Source organism: Burkholderia oklahomensis C6786 (assembly GCF_000959365.1).
GTDB lineage: Bacteria > Pseudomonadota > Gammaproteobacteria > Burkholderiales > Burkholderiaceae > Burkholderia > Burkholderia oklahomensis.
In genome coordinates this window covers 1,062,151-1,081,215 of record NZ_CP009556.1, presented here as the reverse complement: position 1 = coordinate 1,081,215, position 19,065 = coordinate 1,062,151, and the positions used below count along the sequence as shown (strand labels likewise).

The window sequence follows — 19,065 nt, the reverse complement described above, 5'->3', positions numbered from 1 at the left end:
TCGCCGCAGCGGTGCGTTCGCGCGGCGCGGCCGCGTCACGCCTGCGGATCGACCCGCAGCACGAGCTTGCCCCGATGGCTGCCGTCGAACAGCCGGTTCAGCACGTCGGGCGCGTTGGTCAGCCCGTCGGCGACGGTTTCCTCCGCCTTCAGCCGGCCGTCGCGCAACCAGCCCGCGAGCGTCGCGACCGCTTCGCGGCTCTTCCGGTAATCGAGGATCAAGAAGCCGCGCATCGTCAGGCGCTTCGCGATCAGCACGCTGACGTCGTCGGACGGGCGGCCGCTGTTGTAGTTCGCGATCACGCCGCACAGCGCGACGCGCCCGCCGATCACCATCCGCGACAGCACCGCGCGCATGATCTCGCCGCCGACGTTCTCGAAGTTCACGTGCACGCCGTCGGGCGTCGCGTCCTTCAGCGCGCGCTTCCAGTCGTCGGCCTTGTAGTCGACGGCCGCGTCGAAGCCGAGCTCCTCGGTCAGATAGCGGCACTTGTCCGCGCCGCCCGCGATCCCGACGACGCGCGCGCCATGGATCTTGCCGATCTGTCCCGCGACGGAGCCCACCGACCCCGCCGCCGCCGACACGACGAGCGTCTCGCCCGGCTGCACCGGCGCGATCTCGGTCAGCCCGTAGTACGCGGTGAGCCCGCTCATCCCGCATGCGCCGAGAAGGCGCGGCAGCGGCAGGCCCAGCGCGGCGGGCAGCTTCGTGTACTGCGCGGCTTCGTCGGCGCGTACGTGCGCGTAGTCCTGCCAGCCGACGAGCCCCTGCACCAGATCGCCCTCGGCGAAGCCCGGCGCGTTCGACGCGACGACGCGCCCGATGCCGAGCGCGCGCATCACGTCGCCGATCGCGACGGGCGGCAGGTATTGCGGGATGTCGCTCATCCAGACGCGATTGGTCGGATCCATCGACAGATACAGCACGCGCACGAGCATCTCGCCCGGCCCGAGCTCCGGCAGCGGCGCTTCGGCGAGCGTGAAGTGCTCCTGGCCGACGCGCCCGTCGGGGCGCGCCTTCAGGCGCAGTTGGCGATTGACGGGTGTGGACATGGACGTCACCTTCAGGATTTCGATGAATGGAAAGATGCGGGGCGCGCGAACGTTGCGAACGCGGCTGTCGCATTGCCGCGAACCGCAGCCACGCCGGCGGGGCTCTTCAACGCCGACGGACTCGCAAGAACCCGCCGCCGGCGCATGCACGCGACATCAGACCGCGCACATCCCGCCGTCGATCACGAGCTCCGCGCCCGTCACGTAGCGGCTCTCGTCGGACGCGAGATAGACGACCGCATGCGCGACGTCGTCCGGCTCGCCGAGCCGGCGCATCGGCACGCCGCGCGCGAGCTTGCGCGCCGCCTCTTTCTCGCCGAACTGCTGGACGACCGGCGCGACGATGCCCGTCATGATGAACGACGGATGGATCGAGTTGCAGCGCACGTCTGTCTGCCTGCGCGCGCAGTCGACCGCGATCGACTTCGTCAGCGACGCGACCGCCGCCTTCGACGCGTTGTACGCGGTGTAGTCGGGCTCCTGCTTGAACGCGGCGACCGACGAGATGTTGACGATCGACGCGGGTGCGCCCGCCTCCAGATACGGCAGCGCGTGCTTCGTGCCGAGCACGATGCTCTCGACGTTGATCGCCATCACGCGCCGCCATTCGTCGCGCTCGATCTGCCCGATTGCGCCGAACGAGCCGACGCCCGCGTTGTGCACGAGCACCGACAGCCCGCCCAGCGCGTCGTTCGCCTGCGCGAGCCGCGACTGCCATTGCGCTTCGTCGGCGACGTCCTGCACGGCCGCCCACGCGACGCACGCGCCCGCCGCTTCGTTCAGCTCGGCCGCGAACGCGTCGAGCACGGCCGCGTCGGCGATGTCGGTCAGGAACACTGCCGCGCCCTGCTCGGCCATCCGCCGCGCGATCGCGCGCCCGAGGCCGCCCGCCGCGCCGGTGATGAACGCACGCTTGCCGGCAAGACGCAGCGCCAAGTTCTTCGTCATGAACACTCCTGGTTGTTTCGATGTTCGCGCACGCGTCGATGTTCACGCACGCGCGCGCACGCGTGAAGCACGACGTGCGATGCGTGCGCGCCCCCGCCGTCAGTCAGACGGACAGATAGCCGCCGTCGACGTTGAGCACCGCGCCCGTCGTATAGCTCGACGCCGCCGACGCAAGATACAGCACCGCGCCCGCCATCTCCGACGGCTGCGCGGCGCGCCGCATCGGCACGTGCGCGAGCACCTGCTTCAGCACGTCGGGCGTCTGCGTCAGCGCCGACGCGAATTTCGTGTCGGTCAGCCCCGGCAGCAGCGCGTTGCAGCGCACGCCGCTCGCCGCGCATTCGATCGCGAACGCCTTCGTCATCGAGATCACCGCGGCCTTCGTGATCGAGTAGATGCCTTGCCAGTAGCCGGGAATCACGCCGTTCACCGACGCGACGTTGACGATCGATCCGCCGCCGCCCTTCGCCATCAGCTTCGCGCCGCGGCTCGACATGAAGAAGTAGCCGCGGATGTTCACGTCGACGGTCTTCTGGAACGCGCCGAGGTCCGTGTCGACGATCGGCCCGTAATACGGATTCGTCGCCGCGTTGTTGACGAGCACGTCGAGCCGGCCGTGCTTCGCTTCGAGCGCCGCGAAGAGCGCATCGATCTGGTCGAGCTCGCCGATGTGGCACGCGGCCGCCTCGGCCGAGCCGCCCGCCTCGACGATCTCGTTGGCGATCGCGCGGCAATCGTCGATGCGCCGGCTCGTGACGACGACGTGCGCGCCGCACGCGCCGAGCAGCTTCGCGGCGTCCGCGCCGATGCCGCGGCTCCCGCCGGTGACGACGGCGATCTTTCCTGACAGGTCGAACAGGTTGGGTGCGGTCATGGAGAATATCCTGCAATCGATGAAGGAAAAAGGAATCAGCGATGCGTGACGAGCCGCTCGCCGTCCGCGCCGTCGAGGTGCGGCCAGCCGTTGTACGTCGTCACGCGCGCGCCGCCGCGGCCGATCCGGATCCGGCTCACGCTCGTGTTGACGAGCGGCCACGCGAGCTCGAAGCTGCGCTCGACGGGCACGCCGAACAGCGTCGCGACGATCACGCCGATCGGCCCGCCCGACGTGAACGCCCAGATCTCGCGCGCCTGCCGCCGCGCGAGCGCGTCCCATGCCGCGAGCGTGCGTTCGCGGAACTCGGGCCACGGGCAGCCGTAGTCGCCGTCGTGCGCGCCACCCGTCCAGCGCGCGACGGCCGCCGCGAACAGCGCCTGGAACGCGCGGCGCGGATCGGCTTCGCCCGCCATCGCGCGCAGGAGCGCGTCGCGCGTCGCGAACTCGGGCCGGTGGCGCGCGATCAGCTCGTCCGCGTCGAGTTCGTCGAGGCCGGCGAGCGCGAGCCGCGGCGCATCGACGCCCGCCGCACGCACGCAGCCGTCCGCCGTCTGCGCATGACGGCGCAGCGTGCCCGTCGCAATCAGCCCGGGCCGCCGCGCGCCGCGCGCCATCCATGCGCCGAGCCGCGCCGACTGCTCGTCGCCGAGCGGCGACAGGCAGTCGTAGTCGGCCGCGTCGAAGCTCGCCTGCGCGTGGCGGATCAGGAACAGCTCGGTCATCGCGCGCTCCCGGCCGCCGCGATCACGCGCCGGCAGCGCTCGCCGAGATAGCGGACCGCCGCGCCGAAGCCCGCGAACTGCTCGTTCGTCGTATGGCCGAGCACGAAGCGCCGATAGATCTGCTGCGCGATCACCATTAGCCGGAACAGTCCGAACACTTCGTAGAACCCGAAGCCGCCGACGTCGAGCCCCGTGCGCGCGCCGTAGTAGTCGACGATCTCGCGGCGCGTCATCATCCCGTCCGCGTGGGTCGGCTGGCGGCGCATCGCGACGAACGCGGGATCGTCGTCGGCCTGCACCCAGTACGCGAGCGAGCCGCCGAGATCCATCAGCGGATCGCCGAGCGTCGCCATCTCCCAGTCGAGCACGCCGACGATCGACAGCGGATCGGCCGGATCGAGCACGACGTTGTCGAAGCGATAATCGTTGTGGATCGCGCAGATGCGGCTCTCGCGCGCCGGGCGGTTGCGCTCGAGCCACGCGAGCACGTCGTCGCACGGGTTCGTGCCGTCGGTGAGCGCCTTGCGCCAGCGCTCGCCCCAGCCGCTCAATTGCCGCGCGACGTAGCCTTCGCCCTTGCCGAGCGCCGCGACTTCCGCGCGCGACGCGTCGATCGCGTGCAGCTCGATCAGGCGATCGACGAAGCTCTCGCACAGCCTGCGCACGCCGTCCCGGTCGAGCGCCAGCCCGGCCGGCAGTTCGCGCCGCAGGATCACGCCGGCGATGCGCTCCATCGCGTAGAACTCGCTGCCGAGCACCGCGAGGTCGTCGCAGCGCGCGAGGATCGCCGGCACGTAGCGATAGTCGGGCTTGAGCGCCGCCATCACCGACGCTTCGCGCAGCATGTCGTGCGCGGCGCCCGCCTTCGCGCCGGCGGGCGGCCGCCGCAGCACCATCTCGCGTTCGCCATAGCCGATCAGGTAGGTCAGATTCGATGCGCCGCCGTGGAACTGCCGGATTCGCGGCTCGCCGGCCAGACCTTCGATCCGCGACTTCAGATATGCGTCGAGCTTCGCCGCGTCGAGCCGGTCTTCGTCGCGCACGTCGCGCGCATCGTCGAGGCGCACGCTCATGCGCGCTCCGCGGCGGCGAGCTGCCGCTTCGCCTCGAGCTTCGCGACGACCGCGCGATGCACCTCGTCCGGCCCGTCCGCGATCCGCAGGATGCGCGCGTACGCGTAGAGCGCCGCGAGCGGGAAGTCGTTCGACAGGCCCGCGCCGCCGTGGATCTGGATCGCCGCGTCGGCCGCCTGCTGCGCGACCGTCGGCACGACGACCTTGATCTGCGAGATCAGCGACAGCGCCGCCTTCACGCCCTGCGTGTCGATCGTCCATGCGGCCTTCAGCGTCAACAGGCGCGCCTGCTCGATCGCCATCCGCAGGTTCGCGACGACGTCGCCGTTGCCGCCGAGCTTGGCGAGCGGCTTGCCGAACGCGGTGCGCGTCGTCGCGCGCGCGCAGAGCAGCGTGAGCGCCTTCTCCGCCGCGCCGAGCGCACGCATGCAATGGTGGATGCGGCCCGGCCCGAGCCGGCCCTGCGCGATCTCGAAGCCGCGGCCCGGCCCGAGGATCACGTTCGACGCCGGCAGCCGCACGTTCGCGAAGCTGACTTCGCCGTGGCCCGACGGCTCGTCGTACGCGTTGAACACGGGCAGCATCCGCTCGATCGTCACGCCCGGCGCGTCGAGCGGACACAGCACCATCGTGTGCCGGCGATGCGGCTCCGCGTCCGGATCGGTGAGCCCCATGAAGATCACGACGCGCGCGAGCGGATGGCCGATGCCGGTCGACCACCACTTCCGGCCGTTCAGCACGATTTCGTCGCCGTCGATCGTCGCCGTCGCCCGCATGTTCGTCGCGTCCGACGACGCGACCTCGGGCTCCGTCATGCAGAACGCCGACCGGATCTCGCCGGCAAGGAGCGGCGCGAGCCAGCGGCGGCGCTGCTCGGGCGAGCCGTAGCGCGCGAGCACTTCCATGTTGCCGGTATCGGGCGCGTTGCAGTTGAACACTTCGGGCGCGATGAACGAATGCCCCATCAGCTCGGCGAGCGGCGCGTACTCGACGTTCGACAGCCCCGCGCCGCCGTGCTCGACGTCCGGCAGGAACAGATTCCACAAGCCGGCCGCGCGGGCCTTCGCCTTCAGCGTCTCCATCACGGCGGGCTGCCGCCAGCGGCGCCAGTCCGCGCCGCCCGCCAGTTGCTCGAGATAGTGCGCCTCGACGGGCGCGATCTCGTCGCGCATGAAGCCCGCGATGCGCTCGCTCAGTTCGCGGCAGCGGGCCGAGGAAGAGAAATCCATGGCGTCTCCGTGTGGTCGGTTCGAATGGAGACGAGCGTACGCGATCCTCGACAATCGATGAAATGAATATTTATTATGCGAGGACATAGACATCATTGATGGGTTCGCGCGACCGCGCGAGCCGCCCGGACACGCCGATGCAGCCCGACCACCGACTCGACCTGAACCTGTTCCGCGTGCTCGACGCGGTCTACGTGCAAGGCGGCATCAGCGCCGCCGCGCGTGCGCTGCACCTGACGCAGCCGGCCGTCACGCACGCGCTGAACCGGCTGCGCGCGCACTTCGGCGATCCGCTCTTCGTGCGGCAGGGCAACAAGGTCGTGCCGACCGAGCGCACGCGCGCGGTGATCGCGGACGTCCAGCTGCATCTGAAGGGCCTGCAGGACGCGGCGCGCGCGCAGACCCGCTTCAGCCCGGAAGCGCTCGACATGAGCTTCGTCGTCGGCGTGCGCGACGTGCTCGAATCGATCGCGCTGCCGCAGCTCGTCGAGACGATCGCGCGCGACGCGCCCGGCGTGCGGCTCGTGAGCCGGCGTGTGCCCGTCGCCGACATCGAGCGCGAACTCGGCAGCGGCAATCTCGATCTCGCGGTCGAGCGCCGCGTGTCCGCGGGGCCGCGGATCGTCGGCGAGTACGTGGTCGACGACACGCTCGTCGTCGCGATGCGGCGCGACCATCCGCTCGCGGGCGCGCCGCTGCGCCGCGCCGACTATTTCGCCGCGCGGCACGTGACGGTGTCGCCGCTCGGCGAGCCGCATACGCTCGACGTGCTGCTCGGCGCCGACGGCCGCTTCCGGCAGATCCAGCTCGTCTGCCAGCACTACTTCGCCGCTTGCCAGATCGCGGCGTCGGGCGATTTGCTGCTGACGCTGCCGCGCTCGTACGCGCTCCGGATGACGCGGCTGCTGCCGATCGCGGCCCAGCCGCTGCCGCTGCGGCTGAAGCCCTATCCAATCTTCGCGTACTGGCACGAGTCGCGCGAGCTCGACCGCGCACACCAGTGGTTCCGGCAACGCGTGATCGACGTCGTGCGCGAGGCGTCGTCGCATCCCGCGGGCGCGTAAGGGCCGCTGCAGGCCGGCGTGAAGCCGTTTATGCTCGCGAATCGGGGCCGGCATGCCGGCCGATCCCTCCCTTTACACCGAGAACACGCCATGCCGCTCATCCACGCCTCAGCCGAAATGGCGCCCGACGCGCCGAACTACGTCGTCGACATCGCAGCCGGCTCGCATCGCCTGCAAGGCGATGAGAACGAGCACGAAGGCGGCGGCGACGTCGGGCCCGCGCCGTACGAGCTCGTGCTGTCGGGGCTCGCCGCGTGCACCGTCGCGACGCTGCGGATGTACATGCAGCGCAAGGACTGGCCGGCCGCACGGCTCTCCGCGCGCGCCGAACTGCACGTCGACCGCGAAGGCGCGCAGTACGTGCGGCGCGCGATCGTCGTCGACGGCGCGCTCGACGACGCGCAGCGCAAGCGGCTCGCGGAGATCGCCGAGAAGACGCCGGTCACGCTGTTCATCAAGCGCGGGACGCGGATCGAGACGACGTTGAAGTGAGACGCGCGGGGCCGGGCGATGTGCCGGCCGACGTGCCGATCAATGCGCCCGCCGGCCGAACGGCGCCCGCGATGACGATCGGCGCGAGCCGGTCGCACGCAGTACACGGCACGGCAGCGGTTCGGCTCCGATCAACCGGCGGCGCGGTCCCGCCGGGAAAGACGCGGCTGGCGCGATCCGTTCGCCGGTCGACTCGAAGCGCTCGCCGAAAATGCGGGACGGCATGCTTGCCTCGTCAGTTGCCATTCGACGAGGCAAACGGGCGGCGACGGCGCGCCGCGATATGACGCACCGCGACGCAACCGCGACACGACACGCCCCACGGCGAAGCATCGTGCGCCGCCGCCCGATTCCGGCCCGCCCGCCGATCAGGGCAGCGTCAGCAGGACCGACTTCGGCCCGCCCGGCAGATTGTGCGGCTGCCCCACCGCGTCGCCGCCCGTGCTCATCCGGAAGCTGCCGTTGACCGCCGAGAACTGGTAGTTCGAGCAGATCTCATTGTGATCCGGCGTGTAGACGGCCGACGTCCACGCCTTGTTGACCGCGATCCACCGCCCCGACGTCCTGTCGAACGCCCTCACGTTGCCGAACTGTCCGGCCCGTTGCGTCGCGTCGAGACACGACGCGCCTTCCGTCGCCCAATCCTCGACGAAGCTGTCCGCATAATTCGCCGCCGGAACGCTCTTCTGGTAGCGCAGCGTCGCGATCAACTCGCGCGCGTTGGTCGACGTATCCGTGAACCAGACCGAATAATCGGTCTGGTTCTGTTCGGCAACCGGCGCGATCGACGCCTCGAAGCGGTACGTCCGGCCCGCGACCGGCGCGTAATTCTTGAAGCACTTGTACCCGGTGCCCTCGCCGCCGAACTGCGTGCAATTGATACCCGGCCCTTTCGCGACGATCTGCGGCGACTTGCCGTTCACGTCCCACACGGAAAAGAGGATCCGGCCGTTCTGCTTGCCGTCGACCGACTGGATGCCGGTGTAGGCGCCCGGCCAGCCGATCGCTTCCCAATAAGTGGTCGGCGCGAGCGCTTCGGGCGTCACGTCGATGCTGATCCGCGTCCAGTTGTTCGCCTGCGGGTAGTTCAGATAAATCGAGTTCGCGCGCGTCCGGTGCGGTTGCGCGGAGCCGCTGAACGCCGCTTTCTGCGTCGTGCCGTCGAACCGGCGGATGCTCGCCAGCGCCGTCTGCGCGCCGCCGCTGCCGGCGACCCACCATGCGGCCGCCGCGCCGTTGGCGTCCGTCGACGCGTTCACCGGAAACAGCCAGCCCGACGCGCTGCCGACGCCTTGCGGCTGCCACGCGACGTCGCAGCCGGATACCGGCTGGCCGTTGTTCGTCACCTTGACCGACAGCAGGACGGGGTTGTGCGTACGGTTGTTCGACGTGATCGACGGATCGTAGAGCGTCGACGAGAACACCGAGCCTTGTCTCGCGACGAGCGGCGCGCCGGTCGATGAAGCGATCACGGAGCCGTTCAGACAGGCGCCGGCGGCCATTGCGTCGATGGCGGCCGTCGCCAGGATGGTTGCGGCGATGCACTTGAATTTCAATTCGATCCTCCTCGAACGGGTGTTTCGATTTGCGGGCATGCGTCGCGCACTATAAGCGAAGGTCGATCCGGGAATGAAAATAACCGAGCATATTCGACGGGATAATTTCATCCCTTTAATATTTAATATATTATCTACTTGTTTAGGATCATTGAAGTCGATCGAAGCATGCAGCGACGGAGCGTTCGTTCGTAACGCTTTCGCCATGCGGCGGCGGGATTTCCGCCGCCGGCTTGCCTTTCCACATGCGAAACAGGCCGGGCAACGGAAAAGGAATAGATATCGGATATCCGCTCGACCGGCCGAGCGCAAAAGGCGTAATGGGAAGATCGATGAGACGACCGGCCGGCGTGGGCGATCTGGAGCAGGAAATCGATTAATTGCGCGAAACGGGCCGAAACACGACGAACGCGAATGAGCCGTTCCGACGACGCCGCACGGCGCCCATGGCGACCGCCCGGCAAGCGCACGCTTGACGCCTTTCCGCGATCGCGCCCGATTCGCCGAAGCCGATTCGGCGCAACACGATCGGCATCGGGAAAATACCGCACATGAGCGCGATAAGCGCGACGACATCGCGCCACATCCGCCCGCGTCGCCGACTTGCGCGGGCTCCGCGAGCGAAGCGCGATCGCGCGGCCGAAGCACCGGCCCGCGCGCATCGCGCGCTGCGGCTCCCCGAGCCGCGCGGACGTCCGCGCGGCTTGCGCCGCGTTACAGCCCGAGCGCCGACAGATCGAGCTTGCCGTCCTTGACGGGCGGGCACCAGAAGAACGAGCCGGTAATCGGCTGCGTGAAGCGGAACAGGCCGTCGTGCACGCCGTCGGTCGCGCCGATCATCCGGCGCATCTGCACCTCGAACGCGCGGAACGAATGCCCGAACGCGACGAAGTACAGGCCGGCGCGGCGTTCGTCCGCCCACGGCGACGAGCGGCGCAGCACCTTCGCCTCCGGCTTGAAGCTCTCCTGCTCGGTGCGCTTCACGTGCGCGTACGCAGGCGCGTCTTCGAGCTCTTCGTTGTCGTCCTTGCGGCGGCCGATGATCCGGTCCATCTCGTCGCCCGGAATCTCGCGCATCTTGCCGAAATCGTGCACCCATTGCTGGACCGCGACGAAGCTCGCGCCGTCGAGCCCCGCGCCCTTGCCGGACACGAACGCGGTGTCGAGCGCCTCGTCGCCTTCCGGGTTCTCGGTGCCGTCCTCGTAGCCGGACAGGTCGCGATCGTCCGCATAGCGGAACGCGTTCGCCGCGACGTCGAGCTCGAACGCGGGCGCGACGAGCTGCTCGATGTCGCGCGAGCGCACGGTCGCCGCGCCGAGATCGTCGGCGCGCAGCCAGACCCACAGCGCGGCGGGCGTCGAAGGCACGGGCGCACCCGGCACCGACAGCTCGGGAAACTCCTTCAGGCCGTCGATCTTCTTGTCGAGCGCGTGCACGAGCGACGGCCCGATGCCGATCACCGTGTCGACGCCGTCGACCGCGTCGCGCAACGCGGCGAGCACGCTCGCCGCATGCGCCGGATGCACGATCCGGAAGGACAGGTAGCGGCTCGCGGCCGGAATCGGAGCCAGAATGCCTTGCTGAAAGTCGCTCATCGTTTCCTCGATGCAATGTTCGGTTCTACAGGGGGACGCGGGATTGTCCCATAACGTCCGGGACGCGCGGTTCGCGCGCCGCGGCGCGGGCGATCGCGCCGTCGACGGCGGCGATGCCGCGCGACCCGCGCGGCGCGGCGCGCACGACGAGGCCCGATGTTAACCCACGCCTTCCGCCCCGCCGAACGCGACGAGCCGCGGCGCCATGCATCGCCCCGTGTCGAATCGGCAACAGCCATTCGTCTGACATTGCAGCAACGCGAAACGGCCGCTAGAATCGCTGCACGAGTCGAATTTCAGCTCGCCTTCATTTCACCCACTCAACGCTCAAAGGAGGTGCCGGATGTCGCGAATGCATGTCACCTCCCCGACGGCAGTTCCACGACGCGCGTTCTAAGTCGCCGTCTCCGCGGGCCGCTCGCCGGCCCGCACCGCTTCCGGACAATTTCTCGCCTTCGTTTCGTGCGCTGACGCGCAGCGGCGTCCGTCCGGCTTTCGTTTCGAACAACAATCGACAAGTCCCGTTCGCCACGAGCGGCCGGGCCCCGACAAATGGTCCAGAAAACTACCAATCCGGGTGGGCGGGCGTTTACCGACGTGCTCGCGTTCACCTTCCGGCACTGGCGCGCGCAACCCGCGCGCACCGCCGCGATCGCCTTCTTCGCGCTCGCCACCGCGCTCGGCGACGTGCTGACGCCGCTCTTCGCGGGACACCTCGTCGACGCGCTGTCGCACGGCGTCGCGGCCGCGGACAAGGCCGACGCCTGGAGCCGCGCGCTGCATGCGTTCGGCATGCTGATCGGCATCGGCGTCGCGTGCACGCTGCTGCGGCAGGCGGCGTTCCGCCACATCATCGTGCTGACGCTGAAGATGATGAGCGAAGTCGCGGCGAACGCGTTCCATCGCGTGCAGCGCTTTTCGACCGACTGGCACGCGAACAGCTTCGCCGGCTCGACCGTGCGCAAGATCACGCGCGGCATGTGGGCAATCGACTTGCTCAACGACACGCTGCTCGTCGCGCTGCTGCCGTCCGTCGTGATGCTGGCGGGCGCGACGCTGCTGCTCGGCGCGCACTGGCCGGTGATGGGTGCGGTGGTCGGCGGCGGCTCGCTCGTCTTCATCGCGGTGACGGTCACGATGTCGCTGCGCTTCGTCGCCCCTGCCGCGCGGCTCGGCAATCTGTGGGACACGCGGATGGGCGGCGCGCTCGCCGACGCGGTGAGCTGCAACCCGGTCGTCAAGGCGTTCGGCGCGGAGACGCGCGAGGAAGCGCGGCTCGACCACGTCGTGTCGAAGTGGCGCGCGCGCACCCGCCGCGCATGGCGGCGCGGCACGCTGAACGGCGGCGTGCAGGGCGCGATGCTCGTCGCGATGCAGGCGGCGATCCTCGGCGCGGCGCTGTGGCTGTGGGCGAACGATCGCGCGAGCGTCGGCGACATCACGTTCGCGCTGACGACGTTCCTCGTGCTGCAAGGCTATCTGCGCGACATCGGCATGCACATCCGCAACCTGCAGCGCTCGGTCAACGACATGGAAGAGCTCGTGTCGCTCGAGCGGCAGCCGCTCGGCATCGAGGACAAGCCGGGCGCGAGGCCGATCTCGATCGTGCACGGCGAGATCCGCTTCGAGCACGTGACGTTCGGCTACAGCGGCGCGCACGCGAAGCCGCTCTACGACGATTTCTCGATCCGGATCGCGCCGGGCGAGCGGATCGGGCTCGTCGGGCATTCCGGGTCGGGCAAGACGTCGTTCATCAAGCTGATCCAGCGGCTCTACGACGTCGACGGCGGCCGCATCGCGATCGACGGGCAGAACATCGCCGACGTCAAGCAGGATTCGCTGCGCAGCCAGATCGCGATCGTCCAGCAGGAGCCGTTGCTGTTCCACCGGACGCTCGCCGAGAACATCGCGTACGCGCGGCCCACCGCGACGCGCGACGAGATCGAGCGCGCCGCGCGGCTCGCGAGCGCGCACGACTTCATCACCGCGCTGCCGCAGGGCTACGACACACTCGTCGGCGAGCGCGGGATCAAGCTGTCGGGCGGCGAGCGGCAGCGCGTCGCGATCGCGCGCGCGTTCCTCGCCGACGCGCCGGTGCTGATCCTCGACGAAGCGACGTCGAGCCTCGACAGCGAGAGCGAAGTGCTGATCCAGCAGGCGATGGAACGGCTGATGGTCGGACGCACGACGCTCGTCGTCGCGCACCGGCTGTCGACGGTGCGCGCGCTCGACCGGCTGATCGTGCTCGACAAGGGGCGCGTGATCGAGGAAGGCAGCCACGACGCGCTGATCCGGCTCGAAGGCGGCGTCTACCGGCGGCTGTTCGAGCGGCAGGCGCTCGAGCTCGCGAAGGGCTTGATCGAGCAGACGGGCGGCGACGTCTCCGACTGGCTGCGCGACGAGCATGACGGACGCGACGAGCGCAACGAACGCGGCGAACGCGACAAGCCCGGCGTGCTCGACGGGCACGACGCGCGGCGCTCGCGCGGCGCGTTCGACGGCGGCGACGGGCGGATCGACGATTCGGCGGTCGCCGTCGAGAAGTAGCGGCAGTCGCGACGAAGACGCGATGCGGGCGGTGCGGCGGTGCGCGGGCGCGTTGCTTGGCGTCGCGTTCGCGCGATGCGCGACACGCGACACGCGATGCGCACACATAATGCGCAATCGCGTCGCTCCAGCTCGACTCACACGGGCAACGCACAGAGTCGCGACGATCGAAACGCGACCGGGTTGAAACGCAGCGAACCAAGCCGAGCCGCGAAGAGCGGCGTCGCTTCGAAGCCGCCGCCGCCCGCGCGGGCGCGGGCCCGCGATCCGGCGGCGCCCGCCTGCGCCGCCTCTCTTCCCCCTTTCGATTCCCGCCGTATCCGTCAACCAACCACCCGCATCACTCCGCCGCCCTGCTCCGCTCCAGCGCCGCCGCGACGCGCTCGACCACCTGCTCGCGCCGCGCGAGCACCGGCTTCGACCGCTCGCGCACGCGCTCGACGATCCGCGCCGGCGCGGTGTCCGGGTCGCCCGATTCGAACGGCGGCGCCGGCGCGTATTCGAGCTGCAGTTGCACCGCCTGCGCGTCGTCCTCGCCGACGAGCTCCGCCGCGAGCGTCAGCGCGAAATCGATCCCCGCGGTCACGCCGCCGCCCGTCACGAGATTCCCGTCGCGCACGACGCGCTCGCGCACCGGAATCGCGCCGAGCGGCGCGAGCAGTGAATGGAACGCCCAGTGCGTCGTCGCGCGCCGGCCGCGCAGCAGGCCCGCCGCGCCGAGCACGAGCGCGCCCGTGCAGACCGACGTCACGTAACGCGCTTGCGCCGCGTGCCGGCGGATGAACGCGAGCGTGTCCGAATCCTCCATCAGATCGGCGACGCCCATGCCGCCCGGCACGCAGATCACGTCGAGCGGCGGACAGTCGTCGAACGTCGCGTTGGGCGCGAGCACGAGCCCGCTGCTCGCGGCCACCGGCTCGCGCGTCTTCCAGACGAGCCGCACCGTGACGCCGGGCAGCGACGCGAACACGTCGTGCGGCCCCGTCAGATCGAGTTGCTGCACTTGCGGAAACAACAGTAATCCCACTTCGATAGCCATTCCGATCCTCCTCCTTTTTGCATGCCGTCACGCCGGCCGCCCGCCCGCGCCGGCGCCGTGGACAAATCGACTGTACGCAAGTACCGTATGGCGGATATGCCAAAGTCCCCACGATTCCTGCCAGCCGCACCTGCCGCCACCGCCGCGCGCCGCGCCGTGCACGTGCTCGCGTTCGACGACGTGCAGTTGCTCGACGTCACCGGGCCGCTGCAGGTGTTCTCGACTGCGAACGACTTCGCCGCGCGGCGCGGCCTCGCGACCCCGTATGCGCCGCGCGTCGTCGCCGCGCACGCGTCGCCCGTCATGTCGTCGGCCGGGCTCGCGTTCGTCGCCGCGCCGCTGCCCGCCGCGCGCGAGCCGTCCGATACGCTGATCGTCGCGGGCGGCTGGGGCGTCTACGACGCCGCGCGCGACCCGCGGCTCGTCGACTGGGTGCGCCGCCGCGCGGCGCAGACGCGGCGCATCGCGTCGGTGTGCTCGGGCGCGTTCGTGCTGGCGGCGGCGGGGCTGCTCGACGGCCGCCGCGTCGTCACGCACTGGTCGCGCTGCGAAGAGCTCGCGCAGCGCTACCCCGACGTGCGCGTCGATCCAGATCCCATTTTCATACGCGACGGCGACGTGTGGACGTCGGCGGGCGTCACGGCCGGCATCGATCTCGCGCTCGCGCTCGTTGAAGACGATCTCGGCCGCGCGCTCGCGCTCGACGTCGCGCGGCATCTCGTCGTGTTCCTGAAGCGGCCGGGCGGCCAGGCGCAGTTCAGCACCGCGCTGTCGCTGCAGCATGAGGGCGGCCGCTTCAGCGAACTGCACGCATGGGCGGCCGCGAACCTGGGCGCGGATCTGTCGGTCGCGGCGCTCGCCGCGCGCACGGGGATGAGCGAGCGCAGCTTCATGCGCCGCTACCGCGAGACGACCGGCAAGACGCCCGCGCGGGCGATCGAGCAGATGCGCGTCGAGGCCGCGCGCAGCCTGCTCGCCGACGCGCCGCTGCCGATCAAGCGAATCGCCGCGCGCTGCGGATTCGGCACCGAGGAGACGATGCGCCGCAGCTTCCTGCGGGTGCTCGGCGTGACGCCGCAGGCGTATCGCGAGCGGTTCGCGGTGGATCAGCGAGGCGTCTGAACTTTATTCGACGTCGGCGCGGCACGGCGCGTTGGCGTTGGCGTTGGCGTTGGCGTTGGCGTTGGCTTCGACCTCGGCTTCGGCTTCGACCTCGGCTTCGGCTTCGACTTCGACTTCGACTTCGACTTCGACTTCGACTTCGACTTCGACTTCGACTTCGACTTCGACTTCGACTTCGACTTCGACTTCGACTTCGACTTCGACTTCGACTTCGACTTCGACTTCGACTTCGACTTCGACTTCGACTTCGACTTCGACTTCGACCTCGACTTCGACCTCGACTTCGACCTCGGCTCCGGCTCCGACCTCGACTTCGGATCCGACCTCGACTTCGGCAGGAACCCGACGCAGCAGCATCGTCGCGCCCCGCGGTGCCGCCGAGCGCATCGTCGACCGCTATGCACGACGCGTTGCGACACCGCCTCGCATGGCGAAAAAGCCGAAAATATGCGACCCTTGCCGCATGTCGACGCAATACCTTCCCCTCTCGCACTTCTGGCGCCGCTTCTGACGAAGCGGCATAGTCACATCCCGATCACGACCATGCCGCCGCATCCGGCCGGCATTGCGTCGATCGCGCCCCCAACCCGGCTCGGACTGCGGCGGTTTTCCCGGAGAAACCGTTCATGCACGACGACACCTCGAATCCTTCCCGATCGCCGATCGCATTGACCGGCGATCGCCCGACCGGCGCGCTGCACCTCGGCCATTACATCGGCTCGCTGAAGACGCGCATTGCGCTGCAGGACACGCACCGGCAGTTCATCCTCGTCGCCGACACGCAGGCGCTGACCGACAACGCACACGATCCGGACAAGGTCCGCCGCAACGTGATCGAAGTCGCGCTCGACTATCTGGCGGTCGGCATCGATCCGCGCCGGAGCACGATCGCGGTGCAGTCGGGCCTGCCCGCGCTCGCCGAGCTCACGCTCTTCTATCTGAACTTCGTCACCGTCGCGCGCCTCGAGCGCAATCCGACGATCAAGGACGAGATCCACGCGCGCGGCTTCGGCCGCGACATCCCGGCGGGCTTCCTCTGCTACCCGGTCGCGCAGGCGGCCGACATCACCGCGTTCAAGGCCGATACGGTGCCCGTCGGCGACGATCAACTGCCGCTCATCGAGCAGACGAACGAGATCGTCCGGCGCATCAACCGGCAGGCGGGCGTCGACGTGCTGCCCGAGGCGAACGCGCTGATCCCGACGACGGGGCGGCTGCCGGGCGTCGACGGCAAGACGAAGATGAGCAAGTCGCAGGGCAACGCGATTCCGCTGTCGTCGTCGCCCGACGCGATCACCGATGCGGTCAAGCGGATGTACACCGATCCGAATCATCTGCGCGTGTCCGATCCGGGCACGGTCGAAGGCAACGTCGTGTTCACGTATCTCGACGCGTTCGACGACGAGCCGGGCGAAGTCGAGCGGCTGAAGGCCGCGTATCGCGCGGGCGGGCTCGGCGACATGACGCTCAAGCGCCGGCTCGAAGACAAGCTGCAGGCGCTGATCGCGCCGATCCGCGAGCGGCGCGCGCAGCTCGCGCGCGAGCCGGGCTATGTCGTCGACGTGCTGAAGGACGGCACCGCGCGCGCGAACGACGTCACGCAGCGCACGCTCGACGAGGTGCGCGACGCGCTGGGGGCGTTTTCGTTTCGGAAGTTCGTCGGGTGACGCAGGCGGGCGCGAGTCGTCGGATCGTTCACGACGCGTCGTCCGGCACGCCCGCCTTTCGTCGGACGGATCGCTTTCGCCGTTACAGGACGCACCGCGCGCAAGCCGTTTCCGCACGCGCCGGCCGCGCGGCAACAGACTTTACACACTGTTACCCGCGGCGCTCATCCAACGATGACGGCATTCCCTATACTGCCGGCGTGCAATAGCAACCACCCGCTACCATGAACACGAAGCCCATCCAAACAACGACAACGAAGCGCCCGGCTTTCACGAAGACCACCCTGCTCGTTTCGCTCGCCGCGACGGCCGCGCTGTCGCTGAGCGCATGCGTCGCGCCGAATGCGTACGGACCGTATGGTTCGCAGCCGCAGTACGGCTCGCCCGCCTATGCGCAGCCGTCGTACGCTCAGCCGGCCTACTCGCAGCCGTCGTATGCGCAGCCCGACTACTCGCAGCCCGGGTATCCGCAGCAAGGCTACGCGCAGCCCGGCTATCAATCGGGATATCAGCCGGGATATCAGTCCGGCTACTCGACCCAGTACGGCACGATCGCCGGCGTCCGCCCGATCGGCGGCGCGACGGGCCCGTCGGGCGTCGCGGGCACGGTCGTCGGCGCGCTCGTCGGCGGCGTGCTCGGCAACCAGATCGGCCGCGGTCACGGCCGCGACGCCGCGACGGTCATCGGCGCGCTCGGCGGCGCGGTCGCGGGCAACCAGATCGGCCAGCAGATGGGCGCGCAGCCGAGCGCGTATCGCGTCGACGTGCAGCTGAGCGACGGCTCGATGCGCTCGTTCGACCTGCAGACGCCGGGCGATTTGCGTCCGGGCGATCGCGTGCGGATCGACGGCAATCAGATTTCGCGGTACTGACGAACGCGCTCACGTTCGAACGCACGACGGCGACGTCGGCGGCCGCGCGCGACGCGCCGTCCACCCTCCTGCCCCGCCCGCGCCCCGCACGCTCAGAGCGTGTCGCGATAACGGCTCGGCGCGATGCCCGACCAGCGGCGAAACGCTCGCGTAAACGTCGGCGGATTCTGATACCCGAGCTTCGCGGAAACATCGGCCAGGCTCAGGTCGGTTTCCCGCAGCAGCGCGCACGCATCGCGATATCGCGCCTTCTCCAGCATTTCCCGATACGACGTGCCGTGCTCCCGCAGCCGGCGCTTCAACGTGCGCTCCGACAGGAACAGCGACGATGCGAGCCGCGCCAGCGACGGGTAGCCGTCTTCCGACAGCATCAACCCCGCCCGAACCCGGTCGACGAGATCCGACGCGTCCAGATTGAGCAGCGCCATCTCTCGATCGAGCTGCCGGATCGCCTGCGAATGGGCGGCGGCGTTCGCGAGCAGCGACTTCCTCGCGAGACTGGACGACGGCAGCCGCAGTTGATTGTCCGACGCGCGAAAATTCACCTTCGGCAGCCGATCCCGGTATCGCTCGAAGTAGTCCGGCTGCGGCCACGTGAAGCCCAGCTCGATCTGCTCGAACAGATCCGGAAACAGGAACTTGACCGTCGCCGCTATCCCGACCAGCACGCATTCGAAAAAGAAATTCCGCAGGTTGCCGAGCGGCACCTTCTCGCGGACGGTCAGCGTCGCACTGACGCCGTCCTCCTTCAGATAGATCGCATAGACGCTCAACCGGCTGCGTGAGTACTTCGCGGACGTATCGAGCAAGTCGCGCAGCGTCGCGCTCGTGATGACCGCATAGCCGAGGGTGCCGTGCGCGGTCGGAAGCTGGCGAAGCCCGTATTCGATGCCAAGGCCCTCGTCCTCCGCGAGCGTCATCGCGCAGCGCGACAGCCGCGCCCACTCGCTCGCCGAAATCCGGCCGTCGACGTTCCGCAGCCGCGCGGCGTCGATTTCCGCCCGCTTCAACGCGACCGCCTTCGCCACCCCGCGCTCGTCGAGGATGTCGAGCATCAGGTCCGCATACGCGGTCGGTATCGACGGTCTATCCGAATCGAACATGGCGCGGCGGGCGGGCAATCGGTTGGCCCAATATGGTAAGCGAATCTTCCTGTTGCGTCATCACGGTCGCGCTCGCCAGCACGCATACTCGATGCCATTACTCGAT

The 19,065-nt window shown here is 69.3% G+C and carries 17 protein-coding genes and 2 pseudogenes; 7 read left to right on the top strand and 12 right to left on the bottom strand.

The window, feature by feature from the left end:
- Window positions 1-35: 35 nt before the first annotated feature.
- The 6 genes and pseudogenes from BG90_RS22690 to BG90_RS22665 form a co-directional block, all read right to left on the bottom strand.
- Window positions 36-1,097, bottom strand: a pseudogene (locus BG90_RS22690) (NADP-dependent oxidoreductase); the annotation flags it as partial.
- A 111-nt stretch (window positions 1,098-1,208) separates the two neighbouring features.
- A complete protein-coding gene (locus BG90_RS22685; RefSeq protein ID WP_010120268.1) occupies window positions 1,209-2,006 on the bottom strand; it encodes an SDR family oxidoreductase in 798 nt (265 codons plus the stop codon).
- A 97-nt stretch (window positions 2,007-2,103) separates the two neighbouring features.
- Complete coding sequence (locus BG90_RS22680; RefSeq protein ID WP_010110256.1) at window positions 2,104-2,874, bottom strand: SDR family oxidoreductase; 771 nt, start codon at window positions 2,872-2,874, stop codon at window positions 2,104-2,106.
- 35 nt (window positions 2,875-2,909) lie between these two features.
- The gene (locus BG90_RS22675; protein ID WP_010120270.1) at window positions 2,910-3,599 is read right to left on the bottom strand and encodes a histidine phosphatase family protein; all 690 of its coding nucleotides are present in this window, start codon (window positions 3,597-3,599) and stop codon (window positions 2,910-2,912) included.
- Window positions 3,596-4,672 (bottom strand): phosphotransferase family protein, encoded by a 1,077-nt coding sequence (locus BG90_RS22670; protein WP_010120272.1) that lies wholly within the window; start codon window positions 4,670-4,672, stop codon window positions 3,596-3,598. The genes BG90_RS22675 and BG90_RS22670 overlap by 4 nt, the downstream gene beginning before the upstream one ends.
- Window positions 4,669-5,901: an acyl-CoA dehydrogenase family protein gene (locus BG90_RS22665; protein ID WP_010120274.1), complete on the bottom strand. Its 1,233-nt coding sequence runs from the start codon at window positions 5,899-5,901 to the stop codon at window positions 4,669-4,671. Before BG90_RS22665 ends, BG90_RS22670 begins: the two co-directional genes overlap by 4 nt.
- 137 nt (window positions 5,902-6,038) lie before the next feature.
- On the opposite strand from BG90_RS22665, the gene BG90_RS22660 reads away from it, so the two are divergent.
- A complete protein-coding gene (locus tag BG90_RS22660) occupies window positions 6,039-6,965 on the top strand; it encodes a LysR family transcriptional regulator (protein WP_010120276.1) in 927 nt (308 codons plus the stop codon).
- Between the two features lie 90 nt (window positions 6,966-7,055).
- The gene (locus BG90_RS22655; protein ID WP_010110270.1) at window positions 7,056-7,457 is read left to right on the top strand and encodes an OsmC family protein; all 402 of its coding nucleotides are present in this window, start codon (window positions 7,056-7,058) and stop codon (window positions 7,455-7,457) included.
- 368 nt (window positions 7,458-7,825) lie between these two features.
- Here the strand turns inward: BG90_RS22655 and BG90_RS22650 are convergent, their stop codons facing one another.
- From BG90_RS22650 to BG90_RS22640, 3 genes are all read right to left on the bottom strand, one after another.
- The gene (locus tag BG90_RS22650; RefSeq protein WP_045568401.1) at window positions 7,826-9,052 is read right to left on the bottom strand and encodes a DUF3472 domain-containing protein; all 1,227 of its coding nucleotides are present in this window, start codon (window positions 9,050-9,052) and stop codon (window positions 7,826-7,828) included.
- Between the two features lie 337 nt (window positions 9,053-9,389).
- On the bottom strand, window positions 9,390-9,599 hold the full coding sequence (locus tag BG90_RS22645) for a hypothetical protein (RefSeq protein WP_010120280.1): 210 nt from the start codon (window positions 9,597-9,599) through the stop codon (window positions 9,390-9,392).
- 128 nt (window positions 9,600-9,727) lie between these two features.
- Complete coding sequence (locus tag BG90_RS22640; protein ID WP_010120282.1) at window positions 9,728-10,609, bottom strand: Dyp-type peroxidase; 882 nt, start codon at window positions 10,607-10,609, stop codon at window positions 9,728-9,730.
- Window positions 10,610-11,161: 552 nt separating this feature from the next.
- On the opposite strand from BG90_RS22640, the gene BG90_RS22635 reads away from it, so the two are divergent.
- Window positions 11,162-13,156, top strand: a complete 1,995-nt coding sequence (locus BG90_RS22635) for an ABC transporter ATP-binding protein (protein WP_010120287.1) — start codon at window positions 11,162-11,164, stop codon at window positions 13,154-13,156.
- Window positions 13,157-13,496: 340 nt separating this feature from the next.
- Here the strand turns inward: BG90_RS22635 and BG90_RS22630 are convergent, their stop codons facing one another.
- A complete protein-coding gene (locus tag BG90_RS22630) occupies window positions 13,497-14,195 on the bottom strand; it encodes a DJ-1/PfpI family protein (protein ID WP_025990351.1) in 699 nt (232 codons plus the stop codon).
- Window positions 14,196-14,282: 87 nt separating this feature from the next.
- Between BG90_RS22630 and BG90_RS22625 the strand changes: the two genes are divergently transcribed.
- The gene (locus BG90_RS22625; RefSeq protein WP_038802109.1) at window positions 14,283-15,317 is read left to right on the top strand and encodes a GlxA family transcriptional regulator; all 1,035 of its coding nucleotides are present in this window, start codon (window positions 14,283-14,285) and stop codon (window positions 15,315-15,317) included.
- Window positions 15,318-15,320: 3 nt separating this feature from the next.
- Here BG90_RS22625 and BG90_RS35520 read toward each other — a convergent pair whose 3' ends face one another.
- Window positions 15,321-15,674: a hypothetical protein gene (locus BG90_RS35520; RefSeq protein ID WP_144411703.1), complete on the bottom strand. Its 354-nt coding sequence runs from the start codon at window positions 15,672-15,674 to the stop codon at window positions 15,321-15,323.
- Between the two features lie 269 nt (window positions 15,675-15,943).
- Here BG90_RS35520 and trpS point away from each other — a divergent pair, with 269 nt between their 5' ends.
- The 3 genes and pseudogenes from trpS (at window position 15,944) to BG90_RS22610 (ending at window position 17,856) form a co-directional block, all read left to right on the top strand.
- A complete protein-coding gene (gene trpS / locus BG90_RS22615) occupies window positions 15,944-16,984 on the top strand; it encodes a tryptophan--tRNA ligase (protein WP_010122604.1) in 1,041 nt (346 codons plus the stop codon).
- A gap of 47 nt (window positions 16,985-17,031) precedes the next feature.
- Window positions 17,032-17,162, top strand: a pseudogene (locus BG90_RS37475) (LysR family transcriptional regulator); the annotation flags it as partial.
- A 46-nt stretch (window positions 17,163-17,208) separates the two neighbouring features.
- A complete protein-coding gene (locus BG90_RS22610) occupies window positions 17,209-17,856 on the top strand; it encodes an outer membrane lipoprotein (RefSeq protein WP_010122603.1) in 648 nt (215 codons plus the stop codon).
- Window positions 17,857-17,948: 92 nt separating this feature from the next.
- On the opposite strand, the gene BG90_RS33625 is transcribed toward BG90_RS22610, so the two are convergent.
- The gene (locus tag BG90_RS33625) at window positions 17,949-18,959 is read right to left on the bottom strand and encodes an AraC family transcriptional regulator (protein WP_010122602.1); all 1,011 of its coding nucleotides are present in this window, start codon (window positions 18,957-18,959) and stop codon (window positions 17,949-17,951) included.
- Window positions 18,960-19,065 lie beyond the last annotated feature (106 nt).